This window comes from Marinisporobacter balticus, from assembly GCF_004345705.1.
GTDB classification, from domain to species: Bacteria; Bacillota; Clostridia; order Peptostreptococcales; family Thermotaleaceae; genus Marinisporobacter; species Marinisporobacter balticus.
Window position 1 is genome coordinate 124,634 of the sequence record NZ_SLWV01000005.1, and the last position, 18,583, is coordinate 143,216.

The following is an 18,583-nucleotide window of genomic DNA, read 5'->3' on the forward strand; positions in this document are numbered from 1 at the left end:
AACTTGCGTAATTACCGCAAGTTTTTGTTTTCTACTCGATATTGTTTGGGTGTAGCTTTTATATATTTTTTAAACATATATCCAAAATAACTCATATTGTTATATCCAACTTTTTTACTTATTTCAGCGATCTTAAGTTCCGTATTTTTTAAGTATTCTTTCGCTTTCTCTATCCTAATTTTATTAATATAATCCGTTAAGGATATTTTATTTTGTTCATTAAATAGGGTACTTAAATAGTTAGGACTTACATAAAATATATTTGAAATTAAATTTAATGTCAAATCTTTATAATAGTTTTCATTGATATACGTATTCACTTTTTCAATTAAATTGTATGTCCCATTTAAAAGAACATGTCTAAGCAAATCAGTCATCTCCGTAACAAATAGAATCATACATTGTGTTAAATCTTCATAGGTCTGGCTATAGAAGATAGATCCTTTATATTTTTCTCTAATTTTAGACATAATCTCAATATCATCAGTTTCCCTATATAACATCCTGCTTATAACAGCAACCATCTCATCGAGGATGTTTTTTGTTTTACTTAAAGAAATATTTCTATCTTTATAATAAAATATTATTCTTTTAACAACTTGAATACTATTGTTTTCATCTAAAGCTTGTATATACTTTTCTAACCCTATTTCCATCGAAAAAGGATATTCTATTTTTTCAATCGTTGAAAATACACCTTCAGCTTTTCTTGGTAACTTTAGATTGGACGTTACCTGTGTTTTTAAAAGCTTTAAGTTTACTTGCTTTAAAGCATCTTCTAAATATAACTTTTCTTGTGTTTTTTCTAATATTTGGTTATTTTTCTCGCGCAACTCTTTTTCAATCATGCTATTTATAATAATTTCAGTTATATATTTTGCTACAATAGTAAGGGCTTCAATCAAAGCATACAATCTACTTTTAAGAACGATCGGTAAGCTTTCGTAGGCTTCTAATATTTCTTCATAGGCTATATTTTCTTCCTTAGATAGGGCTAACAATTTTTCTTCTATATCTTTTAATTTATTAATTAGTAGATTTCCACACTTTACATATCCTATAATTTCTCCATTTACCATAATGGGAATGGATAGCGTAATCACATTATAATAACACGTAAATATCTTATGGTTATTGTTTAAGGATTGATTTAAACTTGAATAGTCTTCTTCCTCACATGATTTATGCTTTGCGCACAATGTACAAAAACAATTTAAATAAGTACCCTCTGTGATTTTTTTATTTTTTTCATCGGTTATAACAATCGATAGATTTAAGAGATTGGATATTTCTTCTTGAATATTTTCTAATATTTCTAAATCAACACTTTTTAATGTATAATGTTTACTAATAATAGATAGGTTTTGGTGAATGTCCTCTAATTTTGATGGGGTATACACAATAAGAAGAATGAGTTCCATATCTTCTGTATTGATGACCTCATGGGAAGAATACGGAGGACAATGAACGATCATTCCTTCATATATATCTTTCTCTTGATCGTTTACCTTATGCAAACCCTTCCCTTTTAGAACATATAACAATTGTTCTTCCCCTAAGTGAAAATGGCTTGTATGCTTTGACTTTGAAAAAATCTTAACAAGTGCAGCACTTAAACGCTGGTTTTCAACATTTGATGGCTCATGAAGCCACAAAACTTCACCCCAATCAAATGTTTGTGTGTTTTCATTATTATCTGAAAAAAATATATTTTTATTCATTTATAACTTCACCCTTTGATATACATAATTTGATTGAGAAATAATTTGAAACTAAATTCTTTAACAATATTAATTTTTTTATTATCCTCAATTTTATTATACCATATCTATCAATAGATGTTATTTTCACAATATTTCCAAGCCTTTTATCCTATCTACTAAAACAGTACTAACTTTATCCTTTTTTAATCATTGAAAAAATTAATAGCAGTTCATAAAATGAACCGCTATTAACAAATAAAATGTTTCTATTTCTTTTTTTATGAAATAAGAATCTATTATTATTTTAATACAGCACCCGTATTGGCAGAAGTAACGAGTTTGGCATATCTCGCTAAATATCCCTTCGTTACCTTTGGTTGAGGTTTTTTGAAATTCGCTTTTCTTATATTTATTTCATCATCACTTAATTTTGCTTCTATCTTTTTATTTGGAATATCAATTTCTATCCTATCTCCATTTTTTATCAATGCGATTAGTCCATCTTCCATCGCTTCTGGAGAGATATGTCCGATTGCAGCTCCCCTTGTAGCCCCAGAGAATCTTCCATCTGTTAGGAGTGCTACATCCTTATCAAGTCCCATCCCTGCTATTGCAGCAGTAGGGGCTAACATTTCCTTCATACCAGGACCACCCTTGGGTCCTTCGTATCTTATGACAACTACATCACCTTTTTCTATTTTTCCATCAAAAATAGCTTTTACCGCCTTCTCCTCCGAATCAAATACTTTTGCAGGACCTTCATGGCTTAACATTTCTTGTGCTACAGCAGCTTCCTTTACAACGCAACCATCTAATGCTAAATTTCCTTTTAGGATGGCTAATCCTCCTGTATTTCTATATGGCTCATCAATAGGATGGATTATTTTATAATCTCTCACAGATTTATTTTTAATATTTTCACCTACAGTAGCCCCTGTAACGGTAATTAAGTTCTCATGAATCAATACTTTCTTTGAAAGCTCATTCATCAGTGCAGGAATTCCTCCGGCTAAATGCAAATCCTCCATGTGATGAACCCCACTAGGACTTAATTTGCTTAAATATGGCGTCTTTTTACTAATCTCATCAAACAAATCTAATTCTAAATCAATCTCTGCCTCATGTGCGATGGCTGGCAAGTGAAGTACAGTATTGGTTGATCCAGCCATTGCCATATCTACAGTGATTGCATTTTCAAAAGCATCTATTGTTAAAATATCAAGTGGTCTTATATTTTCTCTAACTAAATCCATAATCTTCATCCCTGCAGTCTTTGCAAGTCTTATTCTTTCTCCCGAATGCGCCATAGCTGTTCCATTGTATGGTAATCCCATGCCTAAAACTTCTGTTAGACAGTTCATACTGTTTGCTGTAAATAAGCCAGAACAAGAACCGCATCCTGGACATGCATTCATCGCAATATCTTCTAATTCTTCCTCAGTAATTAATTCTTTTTGATATGCACCTACATTCTCAATGCATGTACTAAAATCAATTTCCTCATCATTGTGTTTCCCAGCTCGCATAGGACCTCCGCTCACTACAATAGAAGGAATATTTAGTCTTGCCGCTGCCATAAGCATCCCTGGGATAATCTTATCGCAGTTAGGAATCAATACGAGTCCATCAAATCCATGTGCACTTGCCATTGCTTCAATTGAATCTGCTATTAATTCTCTACTTGCAAGAGGATAACGCATGCCATCATGTCCCATAGCAATACCATCACAAATCCCTATAGCAGGAAATTCTATAGGTGTTCCCCCTGCCATTGCAACACCCTTTTTTGCTGCCTCAGCGATTCTATCTAAATGTATATGTCCAGCTATAATTTCATTATGCGCATTTACGATACCAATAAGAGGTCTATCAATTTCTTCTCTCGTATAACCCATTCCATAAAATAATGATCTTGCTGGTGCTCCTTTTGATCCTTTTTTTACAATATCACTTCTCAATATGTCCACGCTCCTTTATTCTATTATATATTGATAGAATGTTGATAATTTACTGAAAACATCTTCTTTATTTTAGAGATTTTTATATAAAAATATTCATATTTTTTATAGATATATTAAGAAATGCCTCGTGTTTTCTAACTCCTTGACGCATAGTCATCTTTCTTTACTCTTTAATTGTATAGATACCCATGGGTATATTTGCTCTAGCATATTCCTCTTTGTCATAAATTGTCTTAATCAATCCACTTAATACTGGCTTACGTGCCAAGGAATTGTAACTAAAAAAAATACTGCCCTTTACTTGCATAAATTTACTATTCAATTCAAGCTGTCTTTCCATTTCAGAAAATCCGTACCATGGACTATCTAGACTTTCATTTCCGGCTTTGTAGGCAGCTTGTCCAATATATAAATCAACATTTGTTCCTTCAGTTGTTTCCATCCACCAATTTAATATTTTGCTATAATCCGCAACAGCAAATCCAATATGCCAATATATCTGTGGTGCAATATAATCTATCATTCCTTCTTTTACCCATTTTCTGGTATCTGCATATTGTTTATAATAGGATTGCATTCCCTTTGTATCACTACCGAGGGGATTCGTAGCTTTATTTGCCCATATGCCAAAAGGACTAATCCCAAAGCGAATATTCTTGGATGCATCCTTAATCGCCCTCGATACATCTCCTATAAGTAAATTAACGTTTTCTCTTCTCCAATCATCAATATTTATAAAACCACTTCCATACTTCTCGTAAGAGTCTTTATCATTAAAATCCTGTCCTGGATAGAAATAATCATCAAAGTGAATCCCATCCACATCATAATTTTCTATGATCTCAAGAACACCATCGATAACGAGTTTCCTTACTTCTGGAATTCCTGGATCAAAGTATAAATTTCCATCCGAATGCATTACTACCCAATTGGGGTTATATAAAGCAGGATGATTGCTGTCTAAAGAAGCAAAATCATGCTTCACCTCATTCATCGTTTTTTTAGTTATTCTATAGGGATTCACCCATGCATGCAACGCAATCCCCCTTTTATGTGCTTCATCTACCCAAAACTTAAGTGGATCAAAGTCATCATTGGGCATTAACCCCTGTTTTCCTGTAAGGTATTTAGACCATGGAAAATATTTAGATGGATATAAAGCATCCCCAGAAGGTCTCACCTGTAAAAATACTGCATTTAACCCCATATTTTTCACATGATCTAAAATGTCAATCGCTTCTTTTTTTAATATACTTGAGTCAGTAGTTGGTTTTGAAGGATAGTCTATATTCAGCACTGTAGCCACCCAAATTCCTCGCATCTCTTTTTTCTCTATCCTATTTGATTGGGGTTGTGCAAAAACAAAAGATCGTTGAAATATAACCATCATCAGTAATATACATATAGCTGTTTTTAAATTTTTTTTCATAATATCCCCCCTATTGTCTTTTTATAAAGATTCTTTATCTATTATTTCGTCAACTTTAGTCAAATTACCTTTTAATATTTTACTATAAATGCGCAAACTCATCTCTAAGCTCTCTTTAATGTTTTTAAAACAGCCTCTAAATGAACATTGCTTTTGACACATGAGGACATTTAAGAAATATTATCTATTTATATAATAAAATTTCGAATGTATAAAAAGATTAATTTTTGATATTACAAAATTGTAAGATTATCGTGCTCTTTTGTAAGGTAAATAGATAGATAGATACTACACACCAATTATTTAAAAATAAAAATATGTTCTATTAATTTTATGGGGGTAATCCAATATGAAAAGAGTTGTAGTATTTATACTTTTACTCGTTATGAGCATAGGCATTATAGCAGGTAGCTTCATTGCAGTAAAAAAATCCAACGAATTCTTCAAAAAATCTTCTATTGCGCATACTTTATAGTACAATAGTTATATAAACATGATCATAAAATTAGGAGGTTTTGCGTTTGAAAAAAAGAGATAAGCACGTCACTGAATGATTTAAATGAAATGCCTAAAAATCATAGATTCAAAAACAAAAGAAAAATTTAAACCAATCATTGAAGATACTTTAAAATATATAGAGTAGGTGAATAAGATGGAAAACAGAATTAGAAGATTACTACTTCTTTGTGGCATCCTTTTTATAAGTACTGGAATATATCGTAAAGAAGTAGGAACTGTTTTTATAAAAGCAATAAACATCTGCCTAGAATGTATCGGAGTTGGATAAGATGAAAAGGAAAATGGTTCAAATAATCACTACCCTCATCACAAATAGTAACTTTAAAGGATTTACGGAAGGAAAAATTTATAGAGGAAATATAAAAAAAGTTTGTGTTCCAGGTCTTAACTGTTATTCTTGTCCTGGTGCATTAGGCTCTTGTCCTATAGGATCGCTACAAGCAGTTATAAGCTCTATAAAATATGAGTTTTCGTTTTACATAGTTGGTATTCTTCTACTCCTAGGTACTTTGTTCGGCAGATTTATATGTGGATGGCTTTGCCCTTTTGGACTTTTCCAAGAACTCCTTAACAAAATTCCATCTCCTAAGTTTAAGGTAAGTAAAAAATTTCAACATTTAAAATATGTTAAATATATTATTTTAGTTGTATTCGTATTTCTCCTTCCTATGTTTTTTGTAAATGATATAGGCCTAGGAGATCCTGCCTTCTGTAAATATATCTGCCCTGCTGGAACATTAGAAGGCGGTATTCCTCTTGTTTTATCAAATGATTCCTTAAAGTCTGCTATTGGTTATTTATTTGCTTGGAAGATGGCGTTATTAGTTATTTCCATTATTTTATCTATCATTCTATTTAGACCTTTTTGCAGATTTATTTGTCCTCTCGGAGCTATCTATGCACTATTTAATCCTATTAGTCTATATCGATTAGAAGTAGATCAACATAAATGTACATCTTGTAGATTATGCAGTAATAAGTGTAAATTAGATATTGATGTTTATAAAAACCCAAACAGTCTAGAATGTATTCGATGCGGTGAATGTGTTTCTATTTGTCCTCAACATGCAATAAAAAGTGCCATAACGCATTCTAATAAACATAATATCTAAAAACTATAGCCATTTAAAAAATTCTCATGTAGCTATCGTAGCTGCTGATTTTACCAATAAAATTTCTATAAAATATTACAAATTTATAATATAAATCAATGGTATAGCTATTTTTTTCTATATATAATAGATTATGCAATCAAATGCTGAGAGGAGATTACATATGTTAAAAAAAATATTGGTAACTTTACTAATTGGAACAGTCGCTTTTACTACTATAGGATGTGGAAAATCTAACTCAAAAGCCAAAGAGAAACAAGATGTGAAAATAGAAAAAACAAATGAAGAGATTGCTTTAGTGGAAGATCTTCAATCTGATACTTTTAAAATGAATGCGTTAGGCTTTAGCTTTGTGCAACCAGAATCTTGGAAAGATAATGAATATATTGATGGTTTAGTTTTAGGTGCATCTGAAGACAAAAATGATTTTTTTTATGGTGGCGTACAGCTTTCATTTGTTCCAAAGGAAACAATGGCTAAAATGGAAATAATGATGGCAGATAATAAACAGCCTAGTGAAGAGGACTCTAGAAAATTACAAGAAGAATTCATGAAATTATTTAATGACTTTAAACCTTTGGTACACTTCAATATCTACAAAAAAGACGTTCTTGCAAAGAAATCTATAGCATCATTATCAAATCTCAAAAACAATGTTTCATTAGGCGAAAAGGATAATCTTATATATTATCTTTCTTATCCAAACAAAGAAGATCTAACAGAATTATCTGTAGAATCTCAAAAAATGTATGATGTATTATACAGCGAAATTGAAAATGTAAAAACATCTGTGAAAATTTTCAAACCTATATTACCTAAATACGCGATCAAAGCTATAAATACTTTTCCGCCATTTCACGCACAAGATATCAACGGCAACGATGTAAGCAATACTATTTTCTCAGAAAGCAAGCTTACCATGATCAATGTATGGGGAACATTCTGTGGTCCTTGCATTAATGAAATGCCTGATTTGCAAAAACTTTATGATGTAGTAAAAAAAGAAAATGTAAATATTGTTGGTATTATTGGAGATGCTGAAGGTAATGAACAAACCGCAAAGGATATTATTACAAAAACAAAAGTAGCTTATGTAAATATTGTTCCTAATATAGTTATTCAAAATGCATTCTTAGAAGATATATCTGCTTATCCGACAAGTATTTTTGTTGATGCAAAAGGAAATATCGTAGGAGATCCTATTATTGGCGCAAGAAGTGAAAAAGAATATAAAGAAATTATCATGAAAACCCTAAAGATAATTGGAAAATAAAATTGTTTATACCATTTAGAAAACCTTTCTAAAAAACTGTAGTTTTTGCTCTCTACAGTTTTTTTAATTCATTCATATTTGAACAAAATATTAAAAATCAACGATGTAACCGTAACCCCTATAATTCCTCCATTTATAACAGAAACAATATGACTTCCCAAGTAATTTAAATTGAAACCTCCTAATACAAAATATATTCTATAGTAAACAATTGCTATTGCTATGAATAAACTGAAGCACCAATAGATCCATTTTATTTTTGAAGAAATCAGACGTCTCATTCTTTTATATAAATTCCGGTTCACATAAAGATATGAAAATATAATTGCAAATCCTATCAACGTACTACTATGTTGTAAAAATTTATAAATAGGTATCTCATAATGCATAAATGGAATATATTTTGACAATAGCGGTATCTTTGTTACAAAAAATCCGCCTCTATGGGTAAAAGAATCCCATACTACATGAGAAACCATACCGATTAATGATGAATAGATAAAAACAACTAGCGCGCTTAAATCTTTTATGCGCCATTGCTCAAACGCTACAACATAAAACCAACGTTCTATAGGTTTTGGCATATTTAAAAGAAACGGCTTTTTTACAACAAAATGAAATACATGGGCAATGATGAAGCATAAGGGCAAGTTAAAATAAAAAAATCCAAGAAAAGTATGTCCTATTTCCCCCATTGGCTTAAATCTCAAAAAATACTCAAAATCTGGTGCCATACTTCCAATAATTAGTGCTGTAATGTTAAAATATTTCTCCCACTTTTTAAAAGGAATAATAATTGCTGGATGTGCAAAGGTAAACGGCATTCTTTTTCTCCTTTTTTTAATAAAAACATAATATAAGTCTATATCTTCTAAATAATCCGCTTTTATATCAAACACCTGATTTTGTCAATCTAAACATTAATTAGATCGCTATAAACCAATTGTTTATTCATATATCATAACCCCTTCAAGAGTAATGATGGCCTTCCCTCCAACTTTTACGATTAAGTTTTCTTTATTCCCTTCTAATTGAACCACAATCTTGCTAGGTCTTCCCATATAATATCCCTGTTCACAAATCAATGTAATGTCTTTTTCGAATTTGATAATATTATTATTTACAAGATATGCTCCTAAAGCACCATTTGATGTACCTGTTGCAGCTTCTTCATCAATCCCAGCAGCTGGTGCAAAATTTCTGCATGCAAGGGTAGAATTTTCTTCTTCTGCTTCCATTGTAAAAGCATGAACCCCTATTACACCGTGTTTATCACTATATGCTGCTAATTGATGCTTATTAGGGTTTATCTTTTTCAATACTTCTAATGATTTTACTGGAAGGATAATATCTGGAAGTCCTGTTGAAATCGCTTGTGGTAACAGATCATATCCATTTAATCCTATATTCTCTGCTTCTAAACCCATAATCTGCGCTAATTCATGTATATCTTGGACCTCAAAAATACATTCAGGTTTTGCTTGTGTCATTAGTATATGCTCTATTTCATGATCTTTAAAATAGATTTCAACAGGTAGATTTCCTGCTCTTGTTTTTTGGGTAATAATTTTTTTATTTCTATCGCCTTCAATATATCCTTTTTTAACCAATGTGAAAAAGGTTGCAATGGTAGCATGTCCACATAAATCCACTTCCTGAGTCGGTGTGAAAAATCTTACTTGAAAATCTGCTTCATCATTTTTTAGTGGAAAAACAAATGCTGTTTCTGATAAATTCATTTCTCTAGCTATTTTTTGCATTTGTATAGGACCTAGACCTGTAGCATCAGGCACAACACCAGCAGGATTTCCTCCAAAATGCACATCTGTAAAAGCATCTACTTGAAATATTATTTTATCCATTAATAGTCCCTCTTTCCTAAATGTTTCACGTGAAACATCAAGTAATATTTCCTTGTAACAATTCTACTAGTCGTGTTAATTCCTCTTCACTATAGTATTCAATCTCTATTTTACCTTTTTTCTTTCCTTTGATAATACTTACTTTTGTCCCTAATCTTGTTTTGAGTATATCTTCTATAAACGTCAATGTATCCTCTTTTGTTTTTTGTTTTTTAGGTTTTTCCTCTTTTCTATCTACAATCTTTTCAACCAAGCTTTCTGTTTCTCGAACAGATAAATGGTTTGCAAGAATATTTTCTCCTATTTCTCTTTGTAATTTAGCGTCTTCAATTCTCAAAAGCGCTCTAGCATGTCCACTAGATAATAAATTATTCATTACCATCTCTTGTGCTTTTTTTGTGAGATTAAGGAGTCTTACTGTATTAGCAATATAAGGTCTACTTTTCCCAATGCTATATGATATTTGTTCTTGGGTTAGTTTGTAATTTTCCATTAATGTTTTATATGCGAAAGCCTCTTCAATAGGGTTCAAATCTTCTCTTTGTAAATTCTCGATCAAAGCAATTTCCATACGTTCCTTTTCATTCAGTTCTTTTATAATACAGGGTATTTCTTTCAATTCTGCTTGCCTACTAGCTTTCCATCTTCTTTCTCCTGCTACAATCTCATACCCCTGATCGATAGGTCTCACCACAATAGGTTGAAGGATACCATGACTTTTAATGGATGATACTAAAGCATCCATCCTTTCTTGATCAAAATGCTTTCGTGGTTGTTCTTTATTGGGTTTAATCATATCTATATGAATTTTTTGTATTTCTCCTTTATTAGAACTTTCTATTTCACTCTTCTTTCCTTCAGGAATAAGCGCACCAAGCCCTTTTCCTAAACCGCTTCTTTTTTTCACCAACTATATCACATCCTCATCAAGTTCTTCTTGTAAGTATAAAAATTCATCTGCAAATTCAGAATATGCTTCTGCACCTTTTGATTTAGGATCATATTCAATAATAGATAATCCATAACTAGGTGCTTCCGCCAATCGAACATTTCTAGGAATTAAAGTTGTATATACTTTTCCCTTAAAATATTTTTTTACCTCATCAACAACTTGTATTGAAAGATTTGTTCGTCCATCAAACATACTAAGCACTACACCTTGAATCTCTAAATTTGGGTTTAAATTTTCTCGTACAAGCCCAATCGTATTCATTAGTTGGCTCACACCTTCTAAAGCATAATACTCACACTGGATAGGGATGAGTACACTATCTACAGCTGTTAATGCATTAATTGTTAGCAATCCAAGTGATGGTGGACAATCTATAAAAATATAATCATATTCTTTTTTGACTTGATCAATGGCAGTCTTCAATTTCCCTTCTCTTCCATCCATTCCTGTCAGTTCTATCTCAGCACCTGCTAATTGCATACTTGAAGGAATAATAGAAAGATTTTGACGACTTGTTTCGAGAATACACTTATGAATATTTACTTGGTCTATGAGAAGATCATACATCGTCATATGTACAGCTTCTTTATCTATTCCAAAACCACTTGTAGTATTTCCTTGTGGATCAATATCAACTACTAATATTTTTTTATCTTTGGTTGCCAAACAAGCACTTAAGTTTACATTTGTAGTTGTCTTCCCTACACCACCTTTTTGATTGAAAATAGCAATTACTTTTCCCATCCTTACCACCCCACAACTTTTATAATAATAATAGATTTCGTTACAACTTTTTCTATTCCTGCTCAAAATTTTAATATTATGAAAATAATATAACGAATAACCACATCTTTCAAATGTAATTTTTCCCTATATGTTATAAATAATAACATTCTTGAATATAATTTAACGGTATTATTTTATAAAAATCGAATAATTGATCTTTTTTTAGGGGGAGGAAATAGATGTTAAAAATTATTATCACTTCATTTTGGGTAGTACTTCTAGCAGAATTAGGAGACAAAACCCAGCTTCAAACCATGCTACTCGCTACACAATCAAAGTCTATATTAGGTGTTTTCATAGGTGCTTCATGCGCTTTGGTCTTAAGTTGTTTATTAGGAGTTCTTGCAGGTTCTTACATAACAAAATTTATACCCACTAATTATTTACAGATGGCTGCTGGATTTGCTTTTATCATCATTGGATTTTTAACGTTGTTTGGTAAAATATAATAAAACAAAAACAGTCTCAAGGTATTTTCCCTGCGACTGTTTTTATAAATAACGTATAAAATATTTTTTATGAATGCTTAGGTATTTTTACAACAACTTCTATGTATTCTCCTTTATCTACTTGCTTATATTCCGCATTCAAGCCTGTTTCTTTAATCGCATTATATGCATTTTTTAAAGTATTTAAATAAATTTTGAAATTAAAAGCACTTTTAATGCGTTTTTTTGTATTTTCTTCATCAGGTTTTGTAATTTCTTCTAATATTTCATTGATTCTTTTTTCCGTCTTTTTTACATTTAAATCTTTATTTATGATTTCTTTTAAAATCATTTGTTGCAATTTTTCATCATGTAGCTTTAATAAAGCACGTCCATGTCTTTCTGTTAATCCATTTTCGATTAAACCGTCTTTTACCTCACATGGTAGCTTTAATATTCTTAATTTATTAGCAATGGTTGATTGATTTTTTCCAACTTTTTGCGCAATATCCTGCTGCGTAAAATCATGATCTTTCATTAAGTTTTTATAACCTTCAGCTTCTTCTATAAAATTTAGATCTTCTCTTTGTAAGTTTTCTATCAAGGCAAGAACTGCTGAATCTTGGTCTGTCATTTCCGATATAATTGCAGGTATAGTTTGTAATTGGGCAAGTTTTGCAGCCCGCAGTCGCCTTTCTCCTGCTACTAGTTCAAAACGATCCTGGCTAATTTTTCTAACACTGATGGGCTGTAGCACCCCATATGCTTTTATAGATTCACTCAATTCTTCCAAATTACCTTTTTTAAAAATTTTTCTTGGTTGATAAGGATTTGGCAAGATCGAATCCACAGGAATTTGTAGCACTGTTGTACTTTGGTCTTTCATCATTATTAATCTTCCCCTCATACATAACTATTCTAAATAATAACATTCGTCAAAGAAATCTAACTTCCTTCCCTTTTTTTAAATTTTCTAAGATTTTTATTCTACAAAATATTTAATCCTAGTATTAGATTAAAGGTTCTTTCGTTGGTGTTCCAGCTTTTCTAGGGTATTTTGTCGGAGTCTTTTTTATTTTTTTAATGACAATAATATTATGAGTAATGTCACAAAATGGAAGTTTTACATCTTTCTTTTCAATAAATCTACCTCCTAATAGGTCTATGGCTTTTTTTGCATCTTCCATCTCGACATCCACATTAGGACCTTTTTGACAAATAAAGTAACCTCCAAGCTTTACAAAAGGTAAACAATATTCACATAATGTATTGAGTGGTGCTACTGCTCTAGCGACAGCAACATCATAGTTTTCTCTGAAGTTTTTATCTTTCCCTACATCTTCAGCACGTCCATGCTCAAAAGATACATTTTCAAGTCCGATGTTTGAACAAACATCTTTTAAAAAATTAATTCTTTTGTTTAATGAATCTAATAAAGTTAAATGTACCTTTGGATAATAAATATTTATAGGAATACCAGGAAAACCAGCGCCCGTTCCCACATCTATTACTTTATGATTATCATTTATGTAGGGCAGTATCATACAAGATATAGAATCTAGAAAATGCTTAATCATAACCTCTTTGTCTTCTGTAATAGCTGTTAAATTTATTTTTTCGTTCCATTTCACCAACAGATCTTTATATTTTAAAAACTGATCAATTTGTACATCCTTTAAGGATAATCCCAGTTTTTCTGATCCTTCTTTAAGGATCTCTATATTATTCATCTCTATCACCTCTTTTTCTTCTCTGCTGCTCAAGATATACCAACAACACAGAAATATCAGCAGGTGATACACCTGATATCCTTGATGCCTGTCCAACAGACAAAGGTTTTAGTTCATTTAGCTTTTGTCTCGCTTCAATTCTTAGCCCATCAATTTTACTATAATCGATATCCATGTCTAATTTTCTCATTTCTAGCTTTTTGAACTGGCTAATTTGTTTTAATTGCTTTCCAATATAACCTTCATACTTAATTTGTACCTGGCATTGCTCTACCACTTCTAACTGAACATTTGGTCTATTTTCATCAATTTCTTTTAAATCTTCATAGGTAATTTGTGGTCTCTTCAACAGATCATATATGGAAACACCACTTTTAATAGTAGCGGTATTCATTTTTTCTAAAAATTCATTCGCCATAGAAGGGGTCACACAAGTCTCTTTTAATCGTTTCATTTCTTTTTCAATATTGTCTTTTTTCTCTAAAAATTTTTGATATCTATCTTCTTTTACAAGTCCTATTTGATATCCTTTTTGTGTAAGTCTTAAATCTGCATTATCTTGTCTCAGTACCAATCTATATTCCGCACGCGAAGTCATCATTCTATAAGGTTCATTAGTTCCTTTTGTTACCAAATCGTCAATCAATACACCTATATATGCTTCTGATCGATCTAATATGAAGGATTCTTTTCCTTGGATCTTTAAAGCTGCATTGATTCCAGCAATAAGTCCTTGTGCAGCAGCTTCTTCATAGCCAGAACTACCATTAAACTGTCCCGCTGAAAATAAATATTTAATATCTTTACATTCTAACGTCAATTTTAATTGTAATGGATCAATACAGTCATATTCTATGGCATAAGCAGGACGCATAATTTTTGAATTTTCAAGACCTGGGATACTTCTATAAAATCTCACTTGTACATCTTCTGGAAGGCTCGTTGACATGCCTTGTACATACATTTCATTTGTATTTAATCCTTCAGGCTCAATAAATAACTGGTGCCTATTTTTATCAGAAAATCTTACGATTTTATCTTCAATAGAAGGACAATATCTAGGTCCTGTCCCTTCTATTTCTCCGCCATAAAGGGCAGAACGATGTATATTTTCTTTAATAATCTCATGGGTATTTTCATTTGTATAAGTAAGCCAACATGGAACCTGTTTTTTTTCTAAATGGTCATTCATAAAAGAGAAAGGAACAATTCTTTCATCTCCAGGCTGTTCTTCCATTTTAGAAAAATCTAAAGTTTTTTGGTCTACTCTTGCTGGCGTTCCTGTTTTAAACCGCCTCAGCTTAAGGCCTATATTTTTTAAGTTCTTAGGTAATTCTTTTGAAGAAGCTAAACCATTAGGTCCACTCTCATAGTTTACCCCACCAATAAATATTTTTCCGCCCAAATAAGTTCCGGTCGTAAGAATCACTGCTTTTGAACCATACACAGCGCCAGTGCTTAGTACAACCCCTACTACAATGTCATTTTCTATGACTAATTCAATGACCTCTCCTTGTTTTATATCAAGGTTTACATTATTTTCTAAAACTTTTTTCATTTCTATATGATAAAGCTGTTTATCTGCTTGAGCTCTTAATGAATGTACCGCTGGACCTTTTGCTGTATTTAGCATTCTACTTTGTATAAATGTTTTATCTATATTAAGGCCCATTTCTCCACCTAATGCATCTATTTCTCGAACTAGATGTCCTTTTCCTGTTCCTCCAATAGAAGGATTACACGGCATCATAGCAATAGAATCTAAATTTATGGATAATAATAAGGTACTACATCCCATTCGAGCTGAAGATAGGGCTGCTTCACATCCAGCATGTCCAGCACCAATTACAACAACATCATAGTTTTCTGCTTTAAATTTTTCTAGCATCCATATTCCTCCTATTTTCCTAAACAAAACTTGGAAAATATTTGATCAATTACATCTTCTCCCACTGTATCTCCTGTAATTTCACCCAAATATTCCCATGTATTTTTTACATCTACTTCAATGAAATCTAGGGCTAGTTCTTGCTTTATTGCATCTATGCCCTCTTCTATACTCATTTTTGCTTTTTCTAGTGTATCTTTATGTCTCACATTAGTAATAAAAGAAGCTTCCTTCTGTTTTATTTGTCCCCCATAAACCATATCTACAATGGTGTCCTCTAATTCTTTTAAACCTTTTTCTTCTACGATAGATATTTTAATAATTTTTTTATTTGGAAGTAAATTTTTTATTTCTTCTTCTTCTAAAACTATTGGTAAATCTGTTTTATTCATCAAAACAATCGTTTTTCTGTTTTGAAGTAATTCAATAATTTTTTTATCTTCCTCTGTTAAAGATTCCGAAGCATTTACTATAAAAATAACCAAATCCCCTTTATTAAAAAATTCCTTACTTCGTTCTACACCAATTCTTTCAACAAGATCTTCCGTTTCTCGAATCCCCGCTGTATCAATGATTTTTAGTGGAATTCCTTGAATACTCAAAAATTCTTCAATAATGTCCCTCGTTGTTCCTGGTACTTCCGTAACAATGGCTCTAGATTCCTTAAGAAGTGCATTCATTAGCGAAGATTTTCCCACATTGGGTTTTCCTATAATCACTGTATTTAAACCTTCTTTTATAATTTTTCCCGTATATGCACTTCTAAGGAGCTGCTCAATGTCTTTTTTAATATGATTCGCACCTTTAAGAAGTTCTTGATATGTAATTTCTTCAATATCCTCATCTGGATAATCGATATTCACTGTAATATTGGCCATCATTTCTAGTAGTGTGTCTGTAATCTTTTTTACTTGCTTAGACAATGACCCTTCTAGCTGTCCAAAAGCAACATCAAAGCTCTTATCTGTCTTTGCACTGATTAAATCCATTACAGCTTCTGCTTGTGAAAGATCCATTCTTCCATTTAAAAAAGCTCTTTTCGTAAATTCCCCAGGTTCTGCCATCCTCGCACCACATCTAAGGACTAATTCTAATATTTTTCGTACAGGAACAATGCCTCCATGACAATCTATTTCCACCACATCTTCCGCAGTATAAGTGAAAGGTGCTTTCATATATGTAACCAATACCTCATCCACAACCTGCTTTGTTTTAGGATCTATAATTTTCCCATGAGTAAGTCGCCTTGACTGATATTCTTTTATAGAATTCCCTTTCGTAGGCATAAAAATATGATCTAATATTTCCAAAGACTTTTCCCCACTTAATCTTACAATGCCAATACCTGCTTCTCCTGGAGCTGTAGCAATGGCTGCTATTGTAGCATTCATTTTGTCACCTCTTTATTTAGGTATCCCTAAAAATAATATAAATAATTTATTTTTTTTTATTATCTATTAATTATAATATTTTTTATTATAATTTAATAGATATTTCGCATTTTATAAAAATTTAGTGATTTTAGTGCATGCATAATTTTAGCAATCTCTGCTTATATCTATTAGTATTCCAATATATCTGCAAACAATAACAAAACCCAGTAATCGCTACTGGGTTTTTAAAAATTATTTTGCTGCAATTACAACTTTTCTAAAAGGTTCTTCCCCTTGACTTTTTGTCTGTATATAGGGGTTACTTTGTAATGTTGAATGGATAATTCTTCTTTCATAAGGGTTCATCGGCTCAAGCACAATATCTTGCTTTTTTATTTTTACTTGGTTCGCTAACTTGTTTGCGAGCCTAATCAACGTTTGTTCTCTTTTTCTTCGATAATCTTCTGTGTCTAATACAACTCTTATATACTTGTCTCTCTGTTTATTAATTACAAGGCTTACTAAATATTGTATAGAATCTAAAGTCTGGCCTCTTCTACCTATTAGCACACCCATATCTTTTCCAAAAACTTCAATATATAAGGTTTCACCTTTTAATTTCGTTTTATATTTAGCTTCGATTTCCATATTTTCCAATACACTACTTAGAAAATTAACAGCATCTGATTCTGGACTATCTACAACTGTAACCTTTACTTTTGCCAATCTTGTTCCAAACATACCTAAAAAGCCTCTGCTAGGTTCTTCTATTACGTCAATTGCTACCTTATCTTTTGCAACCCCTAATTCTTCAAGAGCATTTTTCACAGCTTCTTCTACAGTTTTTCCTGTTTTCTCTGTGAATTTCATATTATCTTAATTCCTCCTTAGCCGGTGCAGCTTTCGGCATAAAATACTGCTGAATCATTTGGAAGGTATTACTTACAACCCAATATAATGTTAATCCTGCCGGAAAACTTCCTGCCCAATAAAAAATCATAAAAGGAAAGATCATATTCATGGTTTTCATCGTTTGGTTTTGAGCAGCTGTTCCAGTACTTGCACTACTCATTGAGAAGTATGTTGTAATCGCTGCTAATATAGCACCTATGGATAAGGATAAATTCATTGGAAGTCTAGGTATTAAACTTGGATCTGGTAAACTTAAATTTGGTATCCATAGGAAGGATTCCTTTATGGCTGTAAGAAAAATAGGGTCTGAAATATACTGAATAGGTTGTCTTAGTAATGTGAATAGTCCGAATATTATTGGTATTTGAATCAATAGTGGTAAGCATCCACCCATTGGATTTATTTTATGTTCTTTATAAAGCTCCATCGTTTTAACATTTAGTTTTTCTTTATCATTTTTATACTTTTCTTGAAGCTTCTTAAGTTCCGGTTGTATTTGCGACATTTCCCTTGTACTTTTGAGTTGTTTTATTGTTAGTGGCAATAGAATTAATTTTACAACAATTGTAAATAGTATGATGGACACACCATAACTTCCCACTAATTTATACAATGCTAATAGAAGATACCCCATCGGTTTGGCTAAAAAACTCAT

At 31.6% G+C, this 18,583-nt stretch carries 18 protein-coding genes; 5 read left to right on the top strand and 13 right to left on the bottom strand.

Going from position 1 to position 18,583, the window contains the following annotated elements; translation table 11 throughout:
* Positions 1–11: 11 nt before the first annotated feature.
* From EV214_RS05980 to EV214_RS05990, 3 genes are all read right to left on the bottom strand, one after another.
* Entirely contained in the window at positions 12–1,721 is a 1,710-nt protein-coding gene (locus tag EV214_RS05980; RefSeq protein WP_132243720.1) for a PocR ligand-binding domain-containing protein, read from the bottom strand.
* A gap of 281 nt (positions 1,722–2,002) precedes the next feature.
* A complete protein-coding gene (gene ilvD, locus EV214_RS05985) occupies positions 2,003–3,661 on the bottom strand; it encodes a dihydroxy-acid dehydratase (protein ID WP_132243722.1) in 1,659 nt (552 codons plus the stop codon).
* A 166-nt stretch (positions 3,662–3,827) separates the two neighbouring features.
* Positions 3,828–5,093 (bottom strand): glycoside hydrolase family 10 protein, encoded by a 1,266-nt coding sequence (locus tag EV214_RS05990; RefSeq protein ID WP_132243724.1) that lies wholly within the window; start codon positions 5,091–5,093, stop codon positions 3,828–3,830.
* 349 nt (positions 5,094–5,442) lie between these two features.
* On the opposite strand from EV214_RS05990, the gene EV214_RS19335 reads away from it, so the two are divergent.
* The 4 genes from EV214_RS19335 (at position 5,443) to EV214_RS06000 (ending at position 7,997) form a co-directional block, all read left to right on the top strand.
* Positions 5,443–5,568 carry a hypothetical protein gene (locus EV214_RS19335; protein WP_279233105.1) on the top strand — a complete coding sequence of 42 codons (126 nt, stop codon included), beginning with the start codon at positions 5,443–5,445 and terminating at the stop codon, positions 5,566–5,568.
* Between the two features lie 177 nt (positions 5,569–5,745).
* On the top strand, positions 5,746–5,880 hold the full coding sequence (locus tag EV214_RS19340; protein WP_279233106.1) for a CD1871A family CXXC motif-containing protein: 135 nt from the start codon (positions 5,746–5,748) through the stop codon (positions 5,878–5,880).
* A 1-nt stretch (position 5,881) separates the two neighbouring features.
* On the top strand, positions 5,882–6,724 hold the full coding sequence (locus EV214_RS05995; protein WP_132243726.1) for a 4Fe-4S binding protein: 843 nt from the start codon (positions 5,882–5,884) through the stop codon (positions 6,722–6,724).
* Positions 6,725–6,887: 163 nt separating this feature from the next.
* Positions 6,888–7,997, top strand: coding sequence for a TlpA family protein disulfide reductase (locus tag EV214_RS06000; RefSeq protein WP_165916263.1), 1,110 nt, complete (start codon positions 6,888–6,890; stop codon positions 7,995–7,997).
* Positions 7,998–8,065: 68 nt separating this feature from the next.
* Here EV214_RS06000 and EV214_RS06005 read toward each other — a convergent pair whose 3' ends face one another.
* From EV214_RS06005 to EV214_RS06020, 4 genes are all read right to left on the bottom strand, one after another.
* Complete coding sequence (locus tag EV214_RS06005) at positions 8,066–8,821, bottom strand: DUF4184 family protein (RefSeq protein WP_132243730.1); 756 nt, start codon at positions 8,819–8,821, stop codon at positions 8,066–8,068.
* A gap of 123 nt (positions 8,822–8,944) precedes the next feature.
* On the bottom strand, positions 8,945–9,859 hold the full coding sequence (locus EV214_RS06010) for a PhzF family phenazine biosynthesis protein (RefSeq protein WP_132243732.1): 915 nt from the start codon (positions 9,857–9,859) through the stop codon (positions 8,945–8,947).
* Between the two features lie 37 nt (positions 9,860–9,896).
* Complete coding sequence (locus tag EV214_RS06015) at positions 9,897–10,766, bottom strand: ParB/RepB/Spo0J family partition protein (protein ID WP_132243811.1); 870 nt, start codon at positions 10,764–10,766, stop codon at positions 9,897–9,899.
* Positions 10,767–10,769: 3 nt separating this feature from the next.
* A complete protein-coding gene (locus EV214_RS06020; RefSeq protein ID WP_132243733.1) occupies positions 10,770–11,555 on the bottom strand; it encodes a ParA family protein in 786 nt (261 codons plus the stop codon).
* A gap of 221 nt (positions 11,556–11,776) precedes the next feature.
* Between EV214_RS06020 and EV214_RS06025 the strand changes: the two genes are divergently transcribed.
* Positions 11,777–12,046 carry a TMEM165/GDT1 family protein gene (locus tag EV214_RS06025; RefSeq protein ID WP_132243735.1) on the top strand — a complete coding sequence of 90 codons (270 nt, stop codon included), beginning with the start codon at positions 11,777–11,779 and terminating at the stop codon, positions 12,044–12,046.
* A 67-nt stretch (positions 12,047–12,113) separates the two neighbouring features.
* Here the strand turns inward: EV214_RS06025 and noc are convergent, their stop codons facing one another.
* From noc to EV214_RS06055, 6 genes are all read right to left on the bottom strand, one after another.
* Positions 12,114–12,911 (bottom strand): nucleoid occlusion protein, encoded by a 798-nt coding sequence (gene noc, locus EV214_RS06030; RefSeq protein WP_132243813.1) that lies wholly within the window; start codon positions 12,909–12,911, stop codon positions 12,114–12,116.
* 124 nt (positions 12,912–13,035) lie between these two features.
* Positions 13,036–13,755, bottom strand: a complete 720-nt coding sequence (rsmG, locus tag EV214_RS06035; RefSeq protein ID WP_132243737.1) for a 16S rRNA (guanine(527)-N(7))-methyltransferase RsmG — start codon at positions 13,753–13,755, stop codon at positions 13,036–13,038.
* The gene (gene mnmG / locus EV214_RS06040) at positions 13,748–15,643 is read right to left on the bottom strand and encodes a tRNA uridine-5-carboxymethylaminomethyl(34) synthesis enzyme MnmG (RefSeq protein ID WP_132243739.1); all 1,896 of its coding nucleotides are present in this window, start codon (positions 15,641–15,643) and stop codon (positions 13,748–13,750) included. The genes rsmG and mnmG overlap by 8 nt, the downstream gene beginning before the upstream one ends.
* 11 nt (positions 15,644–15,654) lie before the next feature.
* A complete protein-coding gene (mnmE, locus tag EV214_RS06045) occupies positions 15,655–17,034 on the bottom strand; it encodes a tRNA uridine-5-carboxymethylaminomethyl(34) synthesis GTPase MnmE (protein WP_132243741.1) in 1,380 nt (459 codons plus the stop codon).
* Between the two features lie 234 nt (positions 17,035–17,268).
* Entirely contained in the window at positions 17,269–17,886 is a 618-nt protein-coding gene (gene jag, locus EV214_RS06050; protein WP_132243743.1) for an RNA-binding cell elongation regulator Jag/EloR, read from the bottom strand.
* A 1-nt stretch (position 17,887) separates the two neighbouring features.
* Positions 17,888–18,583: a YidC/Oxa1 family membrane protein insertase gene (locus tag EV214_RS06055; RefSeq protein ID WP_132243745.1), complete on the bottom strand. Its 696-nt coding sequence runs from the start codon at positions 18,581–18,583 to the stop codon at positions 17,888–17,890.